The sequence below is a fragment of the Paenibacillus sp. FSL H7-0442 genome, assembly GCF_038593105.1.
Classification (GTDB): domain Bacteria; phylum Bacillota; class Bacilli; order Paenibacillales; family Paenibacillaceae; genus Paenibacillus; species Paenibacillus polymyxa_D.
Window position 1 is genome coordinate 3,359,434 of the sequence record NZ_CP151963.1, and the last position, 17,275, is coordinate 3,376,708.

The 17,275-nt window shown below is 46.7% G+C and carries 18 protein-coding genes and 1 riboswitch; of the genes, 1 reads left to right on the forward strand and 17 read right to left on the reverse strand.

Going from position 1 to position 17,275, the window contains the following annotated elements:
- Window positions 1–169 precede the first annotated feature (169 nt).
- From MHH57_RS14690 to MHH57_RS14715, 6 genes are all read right to left on the reverse strand, one after another.
- Window positions 170–1,612 (reverse strand): ATP-binding protein, encoded by a 1,443-nt coding sequence (locus tag MHH57_RS14690; RefSeq protein ID WP_342434258.1) that lies wholly within the window; start codon window positions 1,610–1,612, stop codon window positions 170–172.
- 1 nt (window position 1,613) lies between these two features.
- Window positions 1,614–2,330, reverse strand: a complete 717-nt coding sequence (locus MHH57_RS14695) for a response regulator transcription factor (RefSeq protein WP_029517311.1) — start codon at window positions 2,328–2,330, stop codon at window positions 1,614–1,616.
- 109 nt (window positions 2,331–2,439) lie between these two features.
- Window positions 2,440–3,198, reverse strand: a complete 759-nt coding sequence (locus MHH57_RS14700; RefSeq protein WP_023989197.1) for a pseudouridine synthase — start codon at window positions 3,196–3,198, stop codon at window positions 2,440–2,442.
- Between the two features lie 78 nt (window positions 3,199–3,276).
- Complete coding sequence (locus tag MHH57_RS14705) at window positions 3,277–3,807, reverse strand: spore maturation protein (RefSeq protein ID WP_209947369.1); 531 nt, start codon at window positions 3,805–3,807, stop codon at window positions 3,277–3,279.
- Between the two features lie 7 nt (window positions 3,808–3,814).
- Window positions 3,815–4,570, reverse strand: a complete 756-nt coding sequence (locus MHH57_RS14710; RefSeq protein ID WP_342434259.1) for a nucleoside recognition domain-containing protein — start codon at window positions 4,568–4,570, stop codon at window positions 3,815–3,817.
- 57 nt (window positions 4,571–4,627) lie between these two features.
- Window positions 4,628–5,890 carry a D-alanyl-D-alanine carboxypeptidase family protein gene (locus tag MHH57_RS14715; RefSeq protein WP_165147018.1) on the reverse strand — a complete coding sequence of 421 codons (1,263 nt, stop codon included), beginning with the start codon at window positions 5,888–5,890 and terminating at the stop codon, window positions 4,628–4,630.
- A 210-nt stretch (window positions 5,891–6,100) separates the two neighbouring features.
- Between MHH57_RS14715 and MHH57_RS14720 the strand changes: the two genes are divergently transcribed.
- Entirely contained in the window at window positions 6,101–6,826 is a 726-nt protein-coding gene (locus tag MHH57_RS14720) for a protein-glutamine gamma-glutamyltransferase (RefSeq protein WP_342434260.1), read from the forward strand.
- A gap of 91 nt (window positions 6,827–6,917) precedes the next feature.
- On the opposite strand, the gene ytfJ is transcribed toward MHH57_RS14720, so the two are convergent.
- The 11 genes from ytfJ to MHH57_RS14775 all read right to left on the reverse strand — a co-directional run bounded on the left by ytfJ (window position 6,918) and on the right by MHH57_RS14775 (window position 17,119).
- Window positions 6,918–7,409 carry a GerW family sporulation protein gene (ytfJ, locus tag MHH57_RS14725; protein ID WP_029517307.1) on the reverse strand — a complete coding sequence of 164 codons (492 nt, stop codon included), beginning with the start codon at window positions 7,407–7,409 and terminating at the stop codon, window positions 6,918–6,920.
- Between the two features lie 132 nt (window positions 7,410–7,541).
- The gene (locus MHH57_RS14730) at window positions 7,542–8,255 is read right to left on the reverse strand and encodes a DUF2953 domain-containing protein (protein ID WP_209947362.1); all 714 of its coding nucleotides are present in this window, start codon (window positions 8,253–8,255) and stop codon (window positions 7,542–7,544) included.
- A 168-nt stretch (window positions 8,256–8,423) separates the two neighbouring features.
- Entirely contained in the window at window positions 8,424–9,035 is a 612-nt protein-coding gene (scpB, locus tag MHH57_RS14735) for an SMC-Scp complex subunit ScpB (protein WP_165147027.1), read from the reverse strand.
- Window positions 9,004–9,798, reverse strand: coding sequence for a segregation/condensation protein A (locus MHH57_RS14740; RefSeq protein ID WP_029517304.1), 795 nt, complete (start codon window positions 9,796–9,798; stop codon window positions 9,004–9,006). The genes scpB and MHH57_RS14740 overlap by 32 nt, the downstream gene beginning before the upstream one ends.
- Window positions 9,799–9,972: 174 nt before the next feature.
- Window positions 9,973–10,437, reverse strand: a complete 465-nt coding sequence (gene ribE, locus MHH57_RS14745; protein WP_023989205.1) for a 6,7-dimethyl-8-ribityllumazine synthase — start codon at window positions 10,435–10,437, stop codon at window positions 9,973–9,975.
- 29 nt (window positions 10,438–10,466) lie between these two features.
- Window positions 10,467–11,150, reverse strand: coding sequence for a 3,4-dihydroxy-2-butanone-4-phosphate synthase (ribB, locus tag MHH57_RS14750; protein WP_080710688.1), 684 nt, complete (start codon window positions 11,148–11,150; stop codon window positions 10,467–10,469).
- A 60-nt stretch (window positions 11,151–11,210) separates the two neighbouring features.
- Window positions 11,211–11,876 (reverse strand): riboflavin synthase, encoded by a 666-nt coding sequence (gene ribE / locus MHH57_RS14755; protein ID WP_342418461.1) that lies wholly within the window; start codon window positions 11,874–11,876, stop codon window positions 11,211–11,213.
- 325 nt (window positions 11,877–12,201) lie between these two features.
- Window positions 12,202–12,375, reverse strand: a riboswitch (FMN riboswitch).
- A 71-nt stretch (window positions 12,376–12,446) separates the two neighbouring features.
- Complete coding sequence (locus tag MHH57_RS14760; protein WP_029517301.1) at window positions 12,447–12,911, reverse strand: IDEAL domain-containing protein; 465 nt, start codon at window positions 12,909–12,911, stop codon at window positions 12,447–12,449.
- Window positions 12,912–13,130: 219 nt separating this feature from the next.
- Window positions 13,131–15,419: a thiamine pyrophosphate-dependent enzyme gene (locus MHH57_RS14765; RefSeq protein WP_165147036.1), complete on the reverse strand. Its 2,289-nt coding sequence runs from the start codon at window positions 15,417–15,419 to the stop codon at window positions 13,131–13,133.
- Window positions 15,419–16,432, reverse strand: coding sequence for a 2-oxoacid:acceptor oxidoreductase family protein (locus MHH57_RS14770; protein ID WP_029517299.1), 1,014 nt, complete (start codon window positions 16,430–16,432; stop codon window positions 15,419–15,421). Before MHH57_RS14770 ends, MHH57_RS14765 begins: the two co-directional genes overlap by 1 nt.
- A gap of 252 nt (window positions 16,433–16,684) precedes the next feature.
- On the reverse strand, window positions 16,685–17,119 hold the full coding sequence (locus MHH57_RS14775; RefSeq protein WP_013310775.1) for a peptidylprolyl isomerase: 435 nt from the start codon (window positions 17,117–17,119) through the stop codon (window positions 16,685–16,687).
- Window positions 17,120–17,275 lie beyond the last annotated feature (156 nt).

Consider the following 17,275-nt stretch of genomic DNA (forward strand, 5'->3'; position numbering starts at 1 on the left):
TGGCTACCCAGGCGTCTTTTTCTTATACCGAGTTATCTATCATGTGAGTAATCATTTTGAAACAGGATGTTCCACGTTGAACAAGATAAATGTTGATTTTTCAACAAAAAGCACCCTCTTCCGAGGATGCCTGCAAACCGGGGTATATCAGATTGGGCTTATAAGCCTGTTACAGACCCAGCTTAGTTTTGCTGGAGATGGGCAGCAAAATAGTAAATTCCGTCCCTTCCCCCAATACGCTGGCAGCAGAGACAGAGCCTCCGTGAGCCTCTACAATATTCTTGACAATAGCAAGCCCCAAGCCAGTCCCTTTATCCTCACCACGTACTCTGGCTTTATCTGCCTTGTAAAAGCGGTCGAAAATATAAGGTAGATCCTCGCTGGCAATGCCTACACCTTCATCCTTAATCCGAATACGGATTAACTCATGCCGTTCTCCCAAAATTCGATCCGCCGCAATAGTAACCTTTTTCCCACCGGGTGTGTGTCTAAATGCATTATCCAGCAAATTGGTCAATACCTGTTCCAATCGGTCTTCATCTGCCTCAGGCAGCAGCAAACGTTGGCCATGCTCATGGTAATCGAGTGTCAGTCCCTGTTCCTTTGATCGTACCGTAAATTTACGGTGAACACGCTCGATCAACTCGTTCACATCCACTTCCTGTCGGTGCATGTCTGTATGACCAGCCTCCATTCGGGCCAGATCAAGCAGATCCTTGACTAACCTTCCCATGCGTAATGACTCATCATGGATGACCTGCACCAGTTCCTCGGATTCTTCTGGTGAACCCGCCATACCATCCAGCAACGCCTCACTGTAGCCCTGCATCATAGATAAAGGTGTACGGATTTCATGAGATACGTTGGCCACAAAATCGCTCCGCATCTTCTCTAGCTTCACTTCTTCCGTAATATCTCTAAGCACAGCTACTGCACCGCGGATTGCATTATCCGTATACAGAGGCGCCATCTGCACCGACCAGGAGCCCTTCTTGACATGGATATAGTCTCCGACATCCTCTCCCCTGTCCATAACGGTATGGAACAGAGACTGCAAAGGCTCAGGTACAGAAGCTCCAAACTCCTCCAGATCACGTTCCTGCCACTCCAGCTTTTCCCAGATATTCAGCAAACTTTGTGCCGGCGGATTCGTCAAGATGATTTGTCCGCTTCTGTCGAAGGTGATTACTGCATCAGACATGCTTCGCAGTACGCTGGATAAATGGTTTTTCTCCTCATTCAGACTGCGGATCGTTGCTTCCAGTTCCGTAGACATATGATTAAAAGTTTTCGCCAGTTCTCCAATTTCATCACTGGTCACCAGCGAAAGCCGAGTATCATACCTTCCCTCACGAATGGCATTCGCCGCCTGAATCAACAGCTGCATAGGCTGTGTGATTTTAGTAAAAAGAAATAGGGCAAAAAAGGTCGTCAATAAAAATCCGACTATACATGTATAGGTGAACAAATGCTTGATTTCCGTCGATTCATACGCCGCAAAATTTCTGTTGATGTACGGCAATAAAAAAAGCCCTAAAAAAATAAGCACAGAGCCTACAAGGCAAATGATGGTGATCCACAGCTTGCCTACCAGCGATCTCCAGAAGTTCACGTTATTTTGGAACCTCCAGCTTATAACCTACGCCCCACACGGTCGTAATCATAGCGGCTGCCTCTGGCGATACCTTATTCAGCTTTTCACGAAGCCGTTTCACATGCGTATCCACAGTGCGCAGGTCACCAAAAAATTCGTAATTCCAAACGTCTTTCAGCAGTTCTTCGCGTGAGAAGACTTTATCTGGTGACACCGCCAAATAATGCAACAGCTCGTACTCTTTAGGCGTGAGACTGATTTCAATCCCACCCGCAGTTACCCGGTGCGCATCATGCTCAATGATAAGATTCGGAAAAACAATACTATTGCTGGGTACCGCCTCTTTCGTTAAAAAGGCAGTTTCCGACGAACGGCGTAAAATCGCCTTCACCCGGTAAATGACTTCTCGCGGGCTAAAGGGCTTAACCACATAATCATCAGCTCCGACTTCAAAGCCTTGTACACGGTTCACTTCCTCGCCTTTGGCAGTCAGCATAATCACAGGTGTAGCTTTGGTCTGACGCAGCCGTGTACACACCTCAATCCCATCCATCCCTGGAAGCATCACATCGAGCAAAATAATGCTGTAATCGCTTGCAGTCGCTTTTTGGAGGGCAATCTCGCCATCCTCAGCTTCGTCAATTGCATATCCTTCTTTTTCCAGATACATCCGCAGAAGGCGTCGAATGCGTTCTTCATCATCTACAATTAATATGCGGTTGCTTTGTTCTGACATATTCCCAGCCCCTTCGCTAAAAAAAGCATTCTCTCTATTTTACTATTTTCCCGTGCTTGGTCAAACTTTACTCTCATCCAACAGTCTCTTTACACCAAAAAGGCCGGGGTTATGACCCCCGTCCTGTCCGTTTCTTTTTCGTGTTGTCTGATTTGGCAAGTTGAATGAGACGGTTGATTTCGTCCTTGGTTAGGGGTCTGGTCAGACCGCGCTTCAAGTTTTGTAGCAAAAGATCTCCGAAGGCTATCCGCTTGAGTCTGATGACTGGGTGTGAAATGGCCTCAAACATCCGTCTTACTTGGCGATTTCTGCCTTCATAAATGGTAATCTGGATCACAGACTCCTTACCATTCGGATCTACATCTTTATATTCTACCTCGGCTGGTGCAGTAATGCCATCTTCCAGCACGATTCCCTTTTTCAGCTTGTCCAGCTCAGTACCATGTGGAACGCCTTTGACTGTTGCCACATATGTCTTGGGCACATGATGCTTGGGATGGGTCAGCAGATTGGCGAACTCGCCATCATTGGTGAGCAACAGCAGTCCTTCGGTGTCGTAATCGAGACGTCCCACCGGATATACGCGTTCCTTAACGCCTTTCAGATAGTCTGACACGATTTTACGGCCTTCCGGATCGGAAGCGCTCGTAATGACCCCTTTAGGTTTGTTCATCATCAAATAGATTTTTTTCTCGGTTTTGATCGGGCGTCCCTTTACCGTAATCATATCTTGATCAGGGTCTGCCTTCGTTCCCAGTTCAGTTACGACAACCCCGTTCACTTCCACGCTACCCGCCTGAATAAGCTCCTCACATTTACGTCTGGAAGCTACACCAGCTTGGGCCAATATTTTCTGCAATCTTTCCATGTTCGCTAATTCACCTCATGCTAATGATACCCATCCATGAGCAAAATCACAACCCCCGTTCAAAAAACGATGCAGAAATTAAAATACAAGCAGGCAAATCGCAATGGCTGCCACAAAACCAACCACATCTGAAAATAGTCCTACCTTCAAAGCATACCGTCCATTGCGGATACCTACCGCACCAAAATATACAGTTAGCACATATAGCGTCGTGTCTGTGCTGCCCTGAATCGTTGAAGCGATCCGACCGATCATGGAATCCGGGCCATAGGTGCGAATTAGATCCGTCGTAAACGCAAGTGAGCCAGTGCCCGTCAATGGACGAAGCAAACCTAAAGGCAATATCTCGCCCGGTACACCCCAGTGTTTAATCCAAGGGGTAACCCAAGAGATCAAATAGTCCAAGGCGCCGGATGCTCGAAAAATGCTAATTGCCACCATCATGCCTACGAGATGAGGAATAATGCTGATGGCGGTAGAAAATCCGTCTTTGGCTCCATCCACAAAAGAATCGTAGACAGGGACCCTTTTAGCATATGCATATAAAGGAATAAAAGCGAGAATAACCGGAATGGCCCAAGTCGATACGAGGTTTATAAAATTAAGCATGCCTCCCTCATCCTTTCCAAGTGGTGTCCCTGCCCTTGGCAGCCGTGATTCCCGTTCGCGGAACGGCAGGTAAAGATGCGGGCAACGTCGTTGAAGAGGCAGTAGATGTTGATGTTGGTGTTGGTGCTGGTGGGGCGAGTGGCGCCAAGGATGACTGGGACGGCGGAATCGCTGGAGGACGGCGGCGCAATTCTCGACTACGGTACCAACGATCCGCCGCAATTGCAGCAAAGGTGGCTATTGCGGTCGCTACCAGTGTCGTACCGACGATTTCTGCCGGATGTGCGGAATGAAAATTTAGCCGTATCGCGATCAACGTCGTAGGAATAAGCGTAATACTGGCTGTATTCAGGGCGAGTAGCGTACACATGGCTGGTGTGGCGGTTTGCTTATCTGGATTGAGCGTCTGCAGCTCTTGCATCGCCTTGATTCCCATCGGTGTGGCTGCATTCCCCAGGCCCAGCAGATTGGCGCTCATATTGGACAAAATGTAACCCATAGCGGGATGATTACGCGGAACATCAGGGAAGAGAAAGGCAACCAAAGGAGAAAGAAGCTTGGATATTTTCTGTAAGAGCCCGCCATCTTCAGCCAGCCGCATCATGCCCATCCAGAACACCAGCACACTTATCAGTCCAAAGCACACTGTAACCCCCGTAGTTGCCCCGTCAAAAGCCGCTTTCGTCACCACCTCAATATTTCCCTGCGCGGCAGCAAATACAAATCCAATACAAATCAAAGCCACCCATATGAGATGAATCATGGCTGATTCCTCCTTTTCCCAATGATGTGACACGTACAGCTCTATTTCCTGGTTGCCCTATGCTCCAAACAAATTTTTAAGGATTTCGTTCCATCTGCTCGTCCAACCTCGTTGCTGAGTATTGTTCGCAGGTTCTTGTGCAGTTGGAGTCTCCTTCTGTGGCTGTACGGTATTTTGAGCAGGCAGCTTACTACCTTTTGCATACACAGGAACAGAACCGATAAGTTTACCTTCCAAAAGGAATTCAACCCGTCCTCGTAAGCCAAAAGATACGTCCGCTCTATCGGCAGAAGCGGAATTTTTATACAACACCAGTCTTTTGTGCAACTGGGTTTTCTCGCCATCATGTAAAGGATAGGCAAAGCTTGTACCTGTTAATAGTGGGTAACCATCGATAGGTTGCTGCTTGTCCGTAATCGGAATGAGCGGATAATATCGGAATCCGTAATCAAGCATACGGGCATGATCGTTCCAATCGTCCCCGTCATTCAAGGTAACAGCAGCGAGCTGGCGACCGTCCCGTGTAGCCGAACTGACCAGACAGCGAAACGCTTTTTTGGTAAAGCCTGTTTTCACCCCGTCAGCTCCGTCATACAGCCGCAGCATTTTGTTTTTATTGTGCCATGAGTAGTCCCAAGAGTCGTTGGGATTCGGTGCTTTTTTCAATTCTGTTTTTACGATACGTGCAAAAGTTGGATTATGCAGCGCATAAGCAGTAAGCCGGGCCATATCATTGGCTGAGGAATAATGTCCCTCGGCATCCAGCCCGTGCGGATTAGCAAAATGTGTATGGCTTAGCCCAAGCTGAACCGCCTTGTCGTTCATCAAATGAACAAATCCCTCTTCTGTCCCCCCCACATGCTCAGCAATGGCAGAAGCGGCATCATTACCAGAACGGAGCATTAAGCCGTACAGCATATTTTCCAATGACATTTGTTCACCCATTTGCAGAAAAAGCGAGGACCCTTCTTTGGCATACGCGGTTGGGCTCACCTTTACCCGGTCCTGCAAGCGTCCATGTTCAATAGCCACGATCGCTGTCATAATTTTGGTCAGGCTGGCAATACGTAGCTCCCGGTCACCTTCGGTAGAATAAATGATTCTTCCTGATGTGACATCAATTAAAGAAGCAGCCTGTGCATGGGTTCCTAATGCGGGCGGCGCTACTTCTGTTTTTATCGCTCCCCGAACGGACTGCGGACTTAGCAACGTAAGCGGCAATGATAAAATAAGCAGTAGTACCAGCGGCAAAACAAATGCGCGTGCCTTATTCAAGAAATGGCTGTGGTCCGCGTGAATGTGTTGCTTTTTTTTAAACATTTGGATTCCTCCGGTTTTGAGCAAGTCTTGTACCATTCTATGTCCAAGCTGTTCAAAGTATGTCCACCTTTATAACAGAAAATTCCTTTTACAGGACTAGCCATTAGCTGCTCCTTTTTCGCTTTCTTTCTACACAAACCAAGCAACATGCCCTCCTGAGCACATATATATTAGTTACTAAACGTTAAATATGGATCGAGGGGTTATAACATGCAGCGACTACAGTTTGAAATGATTTTAAGATCGCGGATTGTAGAGTCCGCAGAAGCATTGCATCGAAGCGGTGTATCCTTTGCCACTTTTGCTACCGCACGTTGCAACCCGCATTTTTGGGATTTAACGGAAAAAGGTGGCTTTCAGATCAAAGCAGGTGTCACACCGGCACAGGGGATCAGAGATATCTTTTTAAACGGACATCAATACGCTTTTGAATGTGCAACAGCTATGGTTATTGTGCTGTACAAAGGAGTGCTGGATTCCATTCTGGAAAGTGAGTTTAATCGGATTTTTGCAGATATGCTGCTGTATGACTGGCACTATGACAGCGACCTCAGGCTCATACAGCAGGAAGGAAGTCATAAAGCGGCTCCTGGCGATATTCTGTATTTCAACAATCCTGATGTGTCGCCTGAAACATTAGAATGGAAAGGAGAAAATGTCGTTAAGCTGAAGGAAGACTTGTTTTATGGACATGGGATTGGCATCTTGCCGGCGAAGGGTATTATCGATTCCCTGAATCAACATCGTCGACCGGAAGCCACGGTATCTGCTTATTTGACGGATGAAGTGATCTATCCGGACTTCATCTACCTATCGCAGTTTGCTGCCGAAGGAAATCGAAAAAATGAAATCTCCTCGCTGCATACTTTGTATCAACTGGAATACTGTCACCAAATACATGCTGTCATTGGGGGAAGGCAGTTTATTCGGGGATAGGCCCAAGTACAAGCAGAAAAGAAGGTATTCCTTAGCCTATACTCGGCTTTGGGATACCTTCCTGAGAGAATGCTTTTAATTTCAATAACTTTTACAAGTAAGCCGGGCCAGAATTACTGTGATCCGTAGCAACATCTACAGGTACCTGTGGGGGGGGAGTCTGCAAGTCGCCGCCTGAATTCCGGAAGATAGACTGAACCTTATCAATCAGGTATGGCGTGGAGTCAATCAGCTTCTCAATCAGATGCGTTTGATTGTCCAATGGAACGATTTGTGCCCCCTGTTTGCCAACAACCAGAAAAGCAATGGGATGAATAGATACACCACCACCGCTACCGCCTCCAAAAGGATGCCCTTCCTTCCCGCTATGATTACCCGACGCCGAAGAAGTATGAAGTGCCTCTTCGTCTACGTTAAAATCACTTCCCCCGGCAGCGAAACCAAATCCCACCTTACTGATTGGCAAAATAACAGAACCATCGGGTGTTTCCACTGCGTCTCCTACAATCGTATTCACGTCTACCATGGCTTTGATGTTTTCCATTGCGGTTTGCATGAGCCCTTGAATCGGGTGATCTGACATGATTTATTCCTCCTCTGCTTATCTCAAGCGTAGACTGCCTTTTCTTTCGCTATTGTGCGCAGGGGTTCAAGGAAATATGTATGTCATTCGATAGTTCAGAAAGGATTGAGTCTCACCTCTCTCCACTGTTTATCATTCATTGTTAGCTTGACGATCCGCCGCATTTTTTTTGAAAAAAACCCGTTTCCATGCCTCCGGTCCACCCGGAACGCGCCATATGCGGTAAGATAAGATGAGCATGGAGAACATTAAATAGCCGAGCGATACGTTTGCTTCACAGTTCAAAGTGGTGGTAAAACGCAAGCGATCCACCCAATAGGGCACAACATACAGCTTAGGGGTACAATCCATGCGTACAAAGCTTGAAGCATAACCGATCAAGGTTGTTTTTAATCCCCACAAAATACCAGTTGAGGTAGCTGTATATGCCGCGTCAGCAAGACTAATGTTGGTAGACCATTCCACTTTGGACATCGTCACATGTGCCAATGTATGTCGCAACCATTTATTAAAGGATTTCGTTCCCTTGAGCAAAACCCGTATATCATGTATAAATTGCTTGATTTTTACTGTATCAATATTACCGCTATCCACGGAAGCATCCGTTTTATGTATGTTTTTGTTGCGATCTAGCCGATAGAGAAGCCCTTTTTTCAACCCTGTTATGAGAATGGCCGGCACATCGTAATTCATTTTTATCATCCCGTATAGAAATCTGATCTCTAGATGCGCCCGATCATCATTGTCATGTTTGGCAATATTCAGCTTCAAACGAATACGAGAGAGCAGAACTGCCAGTACAAGTAATATAACGACGATGATGGCGATACTGATCCATTTCCACACTGGCGTGTCCTCCCTACCTTTTTGCTATAGAATATCATGGCAAAAATAGTATGACCGTTCGCCGGAAAATCATGCATCTTAAAATACCAACAGCCAGCCCCCAACGATATGAGGACTGGCTGTCTGTTTGAACTTTTACATAAGTGAGCCGCAAGATCCGGAGCAACTTTATTGGAATTCAAGATCTAGATCGTTGGCCGCAGGCTGGCTACTCTCCAGACGCTCGAACAATAATTGAGTCTCTTCCTCCAAATTGTCCGAATTCTCGAACAGCTCCGGTTGCGGTAGATCTGCCAGAGAGCCCAGACCGAAATAATCCAAAAATGATTTCGTCGTTCCGTACAATATCGGCCGTCCGATGGCTTCAGCTCGACCTTTCTCTTCAATGAGCTCCTTGTTGACCAGTGTATGTATGGCCCGCTCGGATTTAACCCCCCGAATCTCTTCGATTTCAACTCTTGTAATGGGCTGGCGGTAGGCCACAATGGCCAGCGTCTCCAAAGCAGCTTGAGACAGTGACGCACGTGCCGGAGAGTATGCGAGCTTTTCAAAGTAAGGTGCATGTTCGGATAAAGTTGCAAGCTGATAATGACCGGCAATACGGACAAGTTGCAGGCCTCTTCCCCCCTGCTCCATGTCCTGCTTCATATCTTCCAGGCACTGTTCAACCAGCTCTTGCTGCTGCTCTACAATGTCGGCGATCTGCTTGGTGGACAACCCTTCCTCTCCTGCTAGAAACAGCAGTCCCTCAATAATTGATTTCAGCTTCAGATAATCCATTAACCCGTAAATCCCCTCTCCACTCCATTACAATATCATCGAAAAGCTTCTCCTGATAACAGAAAATTTGCTTCATTTTCATCAGTTCAAGGATAGCCAAAAAGGTCACAACCACTTCATGCCGATACATATCCTCATGCATCAGCTTGGAGAACAGCAGCCGTCCTCCATTCCCCACCATCTCTAAAGCCCCGATAACTTGCCGGATACGGTCCTTGACTGAAATTTCGTCCCGATGAACACGGGTTACCGTCGTACGTCGTTCTGCTTTGCGCAAAGCACGCTGAAAGGCTGCGACCAAATCGCTTGCATGCAGCCCATGCACCGGATTTACGGGTTCAGTGGGCAGGAATGCACTCAGATCTTCTGGCTCTTTGCCATAAATTAGACTCCGCTCCCACTCACGTTCACTTAGATGGCGAGCAATCCCTTTATATTTACGATACTCCACCAGCTTGCGGACCAGTTCCTCACGTGGATCATAATCCTCTTCCTCATAAAAATCCAAATCGTCATATTCCATCACAGGTGGCTTGGGAAGCAACAATTTACTCTTAATGGATAAGAGCGTCGCCGCCATCACCAGAAACTCGCTCGTAATGTCCAGTTCCAGCTCCTGCATACTGTGCAAAAAAGCCATATACTGATCAGTAATATCGCTAATCGGGATATCCTGAATGTCGATTTCGGCTTTATCAATCAGATGCAACAGTAGATCCAGCGGACCCTCGAATGTTTCCAGCTTGTAGTTTACGACTGTCAATGTGCTTCCCCCTGCCTTACTCCAATCATCATTCAACAATACCTTTCCCTATAGCACTTATGCTCTGCGTTATCAATCCCTCTTTCTGTAGTATATACGTCATCGCCTTGCTTAACAATCCAATCCCTTTTTTCCCCTTGCAGTTTATACCGTTCTATTCAGCTATTCCTATCATTAAAATTGCTTGCCGAGATTGGCCATTTCAATCGCAGCCAGTGCTGAATCCCAACCTTTATTACCAGCCTTCGTACCTGCTCGTTCAATAGCCTGTTCAATGTTTTCTGTAGTCACTACCCCAAAAATAACAGGTACTCCCGTTTTTAGGCTGCTCGCTGCCACACCCTTGGCCACTTCATTGCAGACGATATCATAATGTGAAGTAGAACCACGGATGACCGTACCCAGCGTAATTACGGCATCATATTTGCCGCTTGCAGCCATTTTTTGCGCAATTAGTGAAATTTCAAATGCACCCGGAACCCAGGCTACATCAATTTCATCTTCCTGTGCACCATGTCGTTGAAGTGCGTCAATTGCACCGCTTAACAGCTTGCTCGTAATAAACTCATTAAATCTGCCCACCACAATACCATATTTTAAACCGTTCGATACAAGATTACCTTCTAGAAAACGTGCCATATTAATCAACCTCTCTTAATTTAAATTATTTACAATGACAAACGGCGACGGTAGTCCACCAAATGCTGAATACTGATCAGTTTCAATTGATGTCGCTTGGCGACCACTGCCAGATCAGGCAGGCGGGCCATTGAGCCATCTTCCTTTATAATTTCGCAAATGACCCCAGCAGGCTTGAAGCCACTGAGTCGGGCCAGATCAACAGCCGCTTCAGTGTGACCAGCACGCTGCAAGACACCACCATCGCGAGCAATCAGCGGGAACATGTGACCAGGCTTGCGGAAATCACTGCCTGTGACTGCTTCGTCTGCCAAGGCGCGTACAGTCAAGGAACGCTCGGCCGCTGAAATACCCGTTGTTGTCTCCATATGATCTACCGATACCGTAAAGGCAGTACCGTGGAAATCTGTATTTTGCTCTACCATAGGATGCAATTCCAAGGCCTCGGCTCTTTGTCGTGTAATTGGCACACAGACCAACCCGCGACCTTCTGTAATCATGAAATTAATGACCTCAGGCGACGCTTTTTCAGCCAAAGCGATAAAATCGCCTTCATTTTCGCGCTGTTCATCATCCACCACAATAACAACTTTACCGTTTTTTAAGTCCTCCAACGCTGCTTCGATGGAATCCAAACGAATCTCTTCGTCATGTTCCAACTCGCCATGCTCTATGACGTTTGCCATTGCACTTGTTTGGCTACCTCTATCCATAACACTTTCCTCCTTATGTCTTGTGCCACGAATGCTCCTAAACAGGCTTACCCTTCAATATCAGGCAAAGCCGTGTTTCGCCAAATAGTCCAAACTGAGAGGAGCTTCTTCTACTCTCTCCGCCTCCGCTGCACCTCTGTAATTTAAAAGCTGTTCTACATATTTGCCCAAAATATCGCATTCGATATTGACGGTATCTCCCTCACGTTTGGCTTGTAAGGCCGTTTCGGATAAGGTGTGGGGAATAATGGATACGGCAAAGGTATCTCTCGTACGCTGTGCGACTGTGAGGCTGATACCATCAATTGTGATTGACCCTTTGAGAAGAATATATTTAAATAATGTTTGATTTTTAGGCTCAATTTCGAACACAACTGCATTCTGATCTGATGTTACCCCGCGAATCGTTCCCGTCCCGTCCACATGTCCTTGCACGATATGTCCTCCGAACCTTCCGCTCGCCGTCATCGCTCGCTCCAGGTTGACTCGGCTGCCTGATCTCAACTCTTTCAGATTACTGCTGCGAAAGGTTTCCGGCATCACATCAACCTTAAAGTCTTTCGTACCGATCTGTATCGCCGTCAGGCAAACGCCATTCACTGAGACACTGTCTCCTATTTTCAAATCGCCCAACACCACGGAACCCGAAATCCCCAGCACCATCGCTTCACCGCTTTTGGAAATAGTTTGAATGCGACCCACTTCCTCGACCAATCCGGTAAACATGCCTTCACTCCTTTCCACTACATTCAGTTTATCCCTAATTCATCAGCTATAAGCGCAAAAAACCCCCAGTTCGGATTCAATCCGTCATGGGGGTGATGAGAGTCACATTTGTAGTATACAAGCGCAGTTCATATGCATCTTAAGACGACATGAAATCATAGGTTTGCCAATAGAAAGCATGACTGAGGATACAACCAAATACGCTCTGAACACCATCAAAAAGAAAGCTTAAGCAAGCTATCGCCCGATGCTGTCCTACAACGAAATAAGCCGTACGCACAATTGGGTATGCTAAAAATTGGCACATGTCACGTCACATGCGCTTCGTATCCTTCTCCCATCCAGACTATACTGTCGGTCCCGGATTTGCACCAGGTCCACCTTCTGCCGATCATTCAGCATCCGGGTCACGGACTAAGCCATGCTGTTTCTCACAAAAACGATCCACAAACATGTCATCACCGCCGGTGGGGAATTTCGCCCCGCCCCGAAGGATCTTGCTCTTATTTAATTGAATTAACATTAAACTTGTTACGTATATTAGCACCGACTTCTAAAAAAAGCAAGTTATCAAATAGAAGCTCCTGCTTTGGTTTTGACATATTGGCTGGAGAGTTCTTCAAACCAGGTTTTATCGTTCATATGAAGCGCCAAGTCAATCAGATCGGCCAGTTCCTCGACTCCCAGCTCTGTTGCATGATCAAAGGTAATTACGGCTGAAGCAACCGGTCCTCGCCCTTCCTCAGAACATGCTTCATAATCCAGTCGTACATCAACATGTCCGTCAATAAACTCGCATTTTAGAAAATAAATAATTTCGCACATTAAAATGGGGCGTACTTGTGTTTCTAACACGCAATCCATCACCTTGGCAGAATAATGCTGGTTCGTCAGCGTAAATTTGTGTTCTGTCGCTGCCAGCGAGGTCCGTCCAAAATCATCCGTAAACTTGAGTTCCACTGGCTTGATGTTCATAACCTTAGGGATTTGCTTCTTTATAATTTCGATTATTTCAACTGTATTCAGCTTAATCATTACCTGCACCTCATTGCATCTTAAAATTCAGAAGAAAACTTTTTAACGTGCCTCTTATAGGCCTCCACTCCTATATCGGAAATCATTACCTGTTTTTTTATGCTTCAACCCATAAACGACAAAAAAGATTCTTTGCGCAAAAAGCGCAAAGAATCTTGATCGAGCCACTACAGTAACAGCGGCTAACAATGTTAATCGATGATTATGCAAAAAACAGGATTATAGCTCTGAAATTTCATGTTTCTTTTTCAGGATAGTCCAGCGACGCTCAATCTCCTGTTCAAAGGTCGCCAGCGTAGCCTCCTCCTTAATAAGATGCTTCGTTTTACCCATTAATTTCAGCCATTCAGCAGCTGGAATTCGTTTTCCTTTGTCCTCCGGATTGTACGTAATCGTCGTACTGCCTTGCTCTATTTCGTACAAAGGAAAGAAACAGGACTCGACTGCGGCGCCCACAATGCTGGTACCCAGTCTGTCTTCGGATTTCCAATTCAGCGGACAGGCGCACAGGATTTTACCATAGGCCGTACCCACGTTGTTTGCATACCATTGAGCCTTGGCTGCTTTACGCAGCATATCCTGCGGATGACTTTCAGCAGCGGTAAAAGCATACGGAATGTTACAAGCAGCCATGATTTGCACGGTATCCTTGTGATGCCCTTGCTTTCCTTTTTGCATTTTACCTACACCCGACGTACTGGTCATGTGACCGAGCGGAGTGGAGTAAGATTGCTGTGAACCTGTATTCATGTACCCCTCGTTATCATATTCCAGCATGATTAGCTTATGATTACGCAGAGCCGCACCAATCGCAGAACCCATACCAATATCCATCCCACCGTCACCACTAATCATGATAAAGGTCGGATCGTCCGACATCTCAATTTCATTACGCCGTTTCATTTCCATGTAAGCTTCTAGCGCTCCTGAAAGGGTAGCGGCCCCGTTTTGAAAAAGATTGTGGATCATCGGTTGTTTGTGTGATGTATATGGATACCCTGTCGTCGTCACATATACGCAGCCTGTCTGGAACAGCACGACAATATCCCCTTCAATACCTTTGAAAAACAGTTCCAGCGCAGACAATGCCCCACATCCTGGACAAGCTCCGTGGCCTGGTGAAAGACGCCGTGGTTTGGTTGTCAACGACCGCAAAGGGGGTACCTTGACCTTGAGCTTCCCGGTCTCCTCGTCCGGCGTAACCTGAATCAGACCCGTACGGTAATCATTACCACGTGGCGGCTGCATAACTTGCGGCATCACCTTGTCCGGTGAACCCGAATTAATTCCGTAGTAATCAAAGGGCTTCTCTACTCGTCCGGCCTCTGCCGCCTCGATTGCAAGCTGGAAGAACGCCTCTGCATCTTCTGCATAAAAATCTTTGCCGCCCAAGCCAAAGATACGGCTCAACACGAGTGTCCGATTCAGCGGGTCCTCCTGCAAGGCCGCTTTAATTTCATGCGTTAAATTACCGCCGTCTGCCCCATACGAGTCTGCACGCTCACCTACCAGCAACGCCTTGACATTGCGTAATGCTTCCCGCAGTTGTGCGGCTGGGAACGGTCGGATGATGTTCGGACGTATCACACCAGCTTTAATTCCGCGCGCGCGGAGTTGATCCGCCACATCCTTGGCCGATTCAGCCGCCGAATTCAACAGAAATACCGCAACCTCAGCATCCTCCATTTGATACAGATCTAAAATCGGGTATTCCCGACCGGATAAAGCGGCATATTCTGCTGCTACCTGCTCATATACTCCTTCTGACAGCTTCAGTGCTTCGGACAGCTGAACATGATTATTCGTCAAGTCATCGCCGTTCATATGCGCGCCCACAGTAACAGGATGATCAAAATCCGTAATATTCGGATAATTTAAGTTCGGGTTAGGACCTACAAAACCACGCACGGTCTCAGCATCGGCAAAATATTGCACTTTACGTTTTTGATGGGACGTATAAAAACCGTCATATGCGACCATTACAGGCAGCCGAACATCGCTGTGCTCTGCAATTTTTAGTGCCATAATGTTCATATCATACACAGCCTGTGGTGTACTTGCCGTCAAAATGACCCAGCCTGTATTCAAACCATAGTACAGATCCGAATGATCTCCGCGAATATCTAGGGGACCACTGACAGCTCGTGTCACCAGATTCATAACCATAGGAAAACGGGTACCTGACTGAACAGGTAACTGCTCCAGCATGTACAGGAAACCTTGCGAACTAGTGGCGTTCACCACCCTCGCTCCCGCTGCGGCAGCTCCATAACAAATCCCTGCCGATCCGTGTTCTCCGTCTGCTGCAACCAGCTTAATATTATGCTGACCTCTCGTTCTCATCTGATCTAGATACTGCGCTACCTCGGTAGATGGAGTAATCGGGAAATATCCCATCATATGATAATTAATCTGCGCAGCCGCCGTTGCTGCCATTTCATTACCGGATTCGAACGTTGTCACTTGCGCGGCGCCTGTCTGTTTGAGTTCTTCCTCCAGTTTTGCCATTACGCACGCCCTCCTTCATATACCGGAAATTGGTGGGCAACTCGATTCTGTTCAGCCCATCCCCATTGCTCGCGACGCGAGCTTAGTGCCCCCGATGGGCAAATATCTACACATTTCAGACATCCTTTGCAATACTGGTAATCAATCCCTTGCAAAAATGGCATCATTCTTCCGCGTTTGTCTGCTTGCTCTTCCCATACAAAACAGTAATCCGGGCAAATCGAATCACACTTGGCACAATGGGTACATTTATCAACTTCATATTCAGGCACATACCCCTGACGTGAACCACTAACATCTCTCGTTATGCTGTTTCCCTGAGTTGCAATAACGCCCCCCAGTAATTGCGTTTCGTATCCCAGCAATGGCTGCGGACGTTCAAAAACCCGATCCTGCGCGTCATCAGTAACCGGATATACGTGCAGTTCCATTTCATCATAACCACGGTTAAACGTACGCAGATTAGGTTCCACTAACAGTGGATTTTTCTTTTCAAAGGTACTGCGTATAACCGATCTCATCGCTTCCGGGTCCAGGAAGTCACAGACACGGAACAAGGCACCGAGCATGGACGTATTTAGTTTGGTTCGCTCTTCCAGTGCGATGCCCATCGCATCCACCACCGCTAATGTTCCGGATACCAGTCCCAAATCAGCCCGTATTTCTTCTGCTGGACGCGTGGAATTAACCACTACAATCCCATCCGCTGGCAGTCCGCTGATTACATTTACCGTTTTGTATAACGTTTCATGGAAAATGCCTACCACATGCGGTTGCTCAATCGGACTGTGATCCCGAATATCGACTTCTGGCTCACAGAAACGGACGAAACTTTTAACCGGAGTTCCCTTTTTTTCCGAACCGTAGGACGAAAAATTTGAAGCATTCAGCCCCAAACCAAGCACCCCGGTTTCGGCCAACATTTTGCCAGCCAGATTAGCGCCGAGTCCACCAATGGATTCCAGCCGGATTTCAAAAAATCCGAGTCGATTTGTGCTCGTTAAAATAGACAATGTGATAAGCCCCCTTCTTTTCCAATCCTTAACGAGTTTGAATACTCATATAAAAAAAATTGGAAATTGCATTCTTATGAAAAGGCTATCACAACACTTACTTTTCGAATGTGATCTTACGCACTGTAATGCCTACGTGATTGCGAAAATCAATAAACCGTCAAACAAAAGACAACAAAAGCCGCCCTGTCCAAAGACAGAACGGCTTAGGTGCAACGCTATTAAAAAAAGATCATGTAATTAACGGTAAAATTACACGTCAAATACTTTAACCTCTTTCATTTTGTCGCCTTGCTTTACAGCATCAATGAATTCCATACCTTTGGTTACTTTACCAAATACAGTATGTACTCCATCTAAATGTGGTTGTGGAGCGTAGCAGATAAAGAATTGGCTGCCACCTGTGTTGCGACCTGCATGAGCCATGGACAGAACGCCTTTGGCATGCTTTGTTGTATTCGTAGCTGTTTCACAGTCAATCGTGTAACCAGGACCGCCTGTACCGTTACCGATCGGACAACCACCTTGAGCAACAAAGCCAGGAATGACACGGTGGAAGCTCAAACCGTTGTAGTAACCGCTGTTTGCCAGCTTTTCAAAGTTAGCAACGGTGTTTGGAGCTTCTTCTGGGAAAAAGTCAATTTCGACGATACCGCCGTTTTCAAGATCTATTCTACCTTTTTTCATTGTTTGTATCTCCTTTTCAACCTGTTTTGAGAACTAAATAACATCAAGTTCCAGTTTACTATGAATTGCCGCGCTTAGCAAAGTCTTGTCCAAAAAAAAGGGCCATTGACCCCGGTATATGATTACCGACTCAATGGCCTGCTTGATCTTACAATG

Coding starts and splice junctions, on each gene's coding strand:
- MHH57_RS14695 (WP_029517311.1), bottom strand. CDS start 2,330: ATGTCAGAACAAAGCAACCGCATATTAATTGTAGATGATGAAGAACGC.
- MHH57_RS14700 (WP_023989197.1), bottom strand. CDS start 3,198: ATGGAAAGATTGCAGAAAATATTGGCCCAAGCTGGTGTAGCTTCCAGA.
- MHH57_RS14705 (WP_209947369.1), bottom strand. CDS start 3,807: ATGCTTAATTTTATAAACCTCGTATCGACTTGGGCCATTCCGGTTATT.
- MHH57_RS14710 (WP_342434259.1), bottom strand. CDS start 4,570: ATGATTCATCTCATATGGGTGGCTTTGATTTGTATTGGATTTGTATTT.
- MHH57_RS14715 (WP_165147018.1), bottom strand. CDS start 5,890: ATGTTTAAAAAAAAGCAACACATTCACGCGGACCACAGCCATTTCTTG.
- MHH57_RS14720 (WP_342434260.1), top strand. CDS start 6,101: ATGCAGCGACTACAGTTTGAAATGATTTTAAGATCGCGGATTGTAGAG.
- ytfJ (WP_029517307.1), bottom strand. CDS start 7,409: ATGTCAGATCACCCGATTCAAGGGCTCATGCAAACCGCAATGGAAAAC.
- scpB (WP_165147027.1), bottom strand. CDS start 9,035: ATGGATTATCTGAAGCTGAAATCAATTATTGAGGGACTGCTGTTTCTA.
- ribE (WP_023989205.1), bottom strand. CDS start 10,437: ATGGCACGTTTTCTAGAAGGTAATCTTGTATCGAACGGTTTAAAATAT.
- ribB (WP_080710688.1), bottom strand. CDS start 11,150: ATGGATAGAGGTAGCCAAACAAGTGCAATGGCAAACGTCATAGAGCAT.
- ribE (WP_342418461.1), bottom strand. CDS start 11,876: ATGTTTACCGGATTGGTCGAGGAAGTGGGTCGCATTCAAACTATTTCC.
- MHH57_RS14760 (WP_029517301.1), bottom strand. CDS start 12,911: ATGATTAAGCTGAATACAGTTGAAATAATCGAAATTATAAAGAAGCAA.
- MHH57_RS14765 (WP_165147036.1), bottom strand. CDS start 15,419: ATGGCAAAACTGGAGGAAGAACTCAAACAGACAGGCGCCGCGCAAGTG.
- MHH57_RS14775 (WP_013310775.1), bottom strand. CDS start 17,119: ATGAAAAAAGGTAGAATAGATCTTGAAAACGGCGGTATCGTCGAAATT.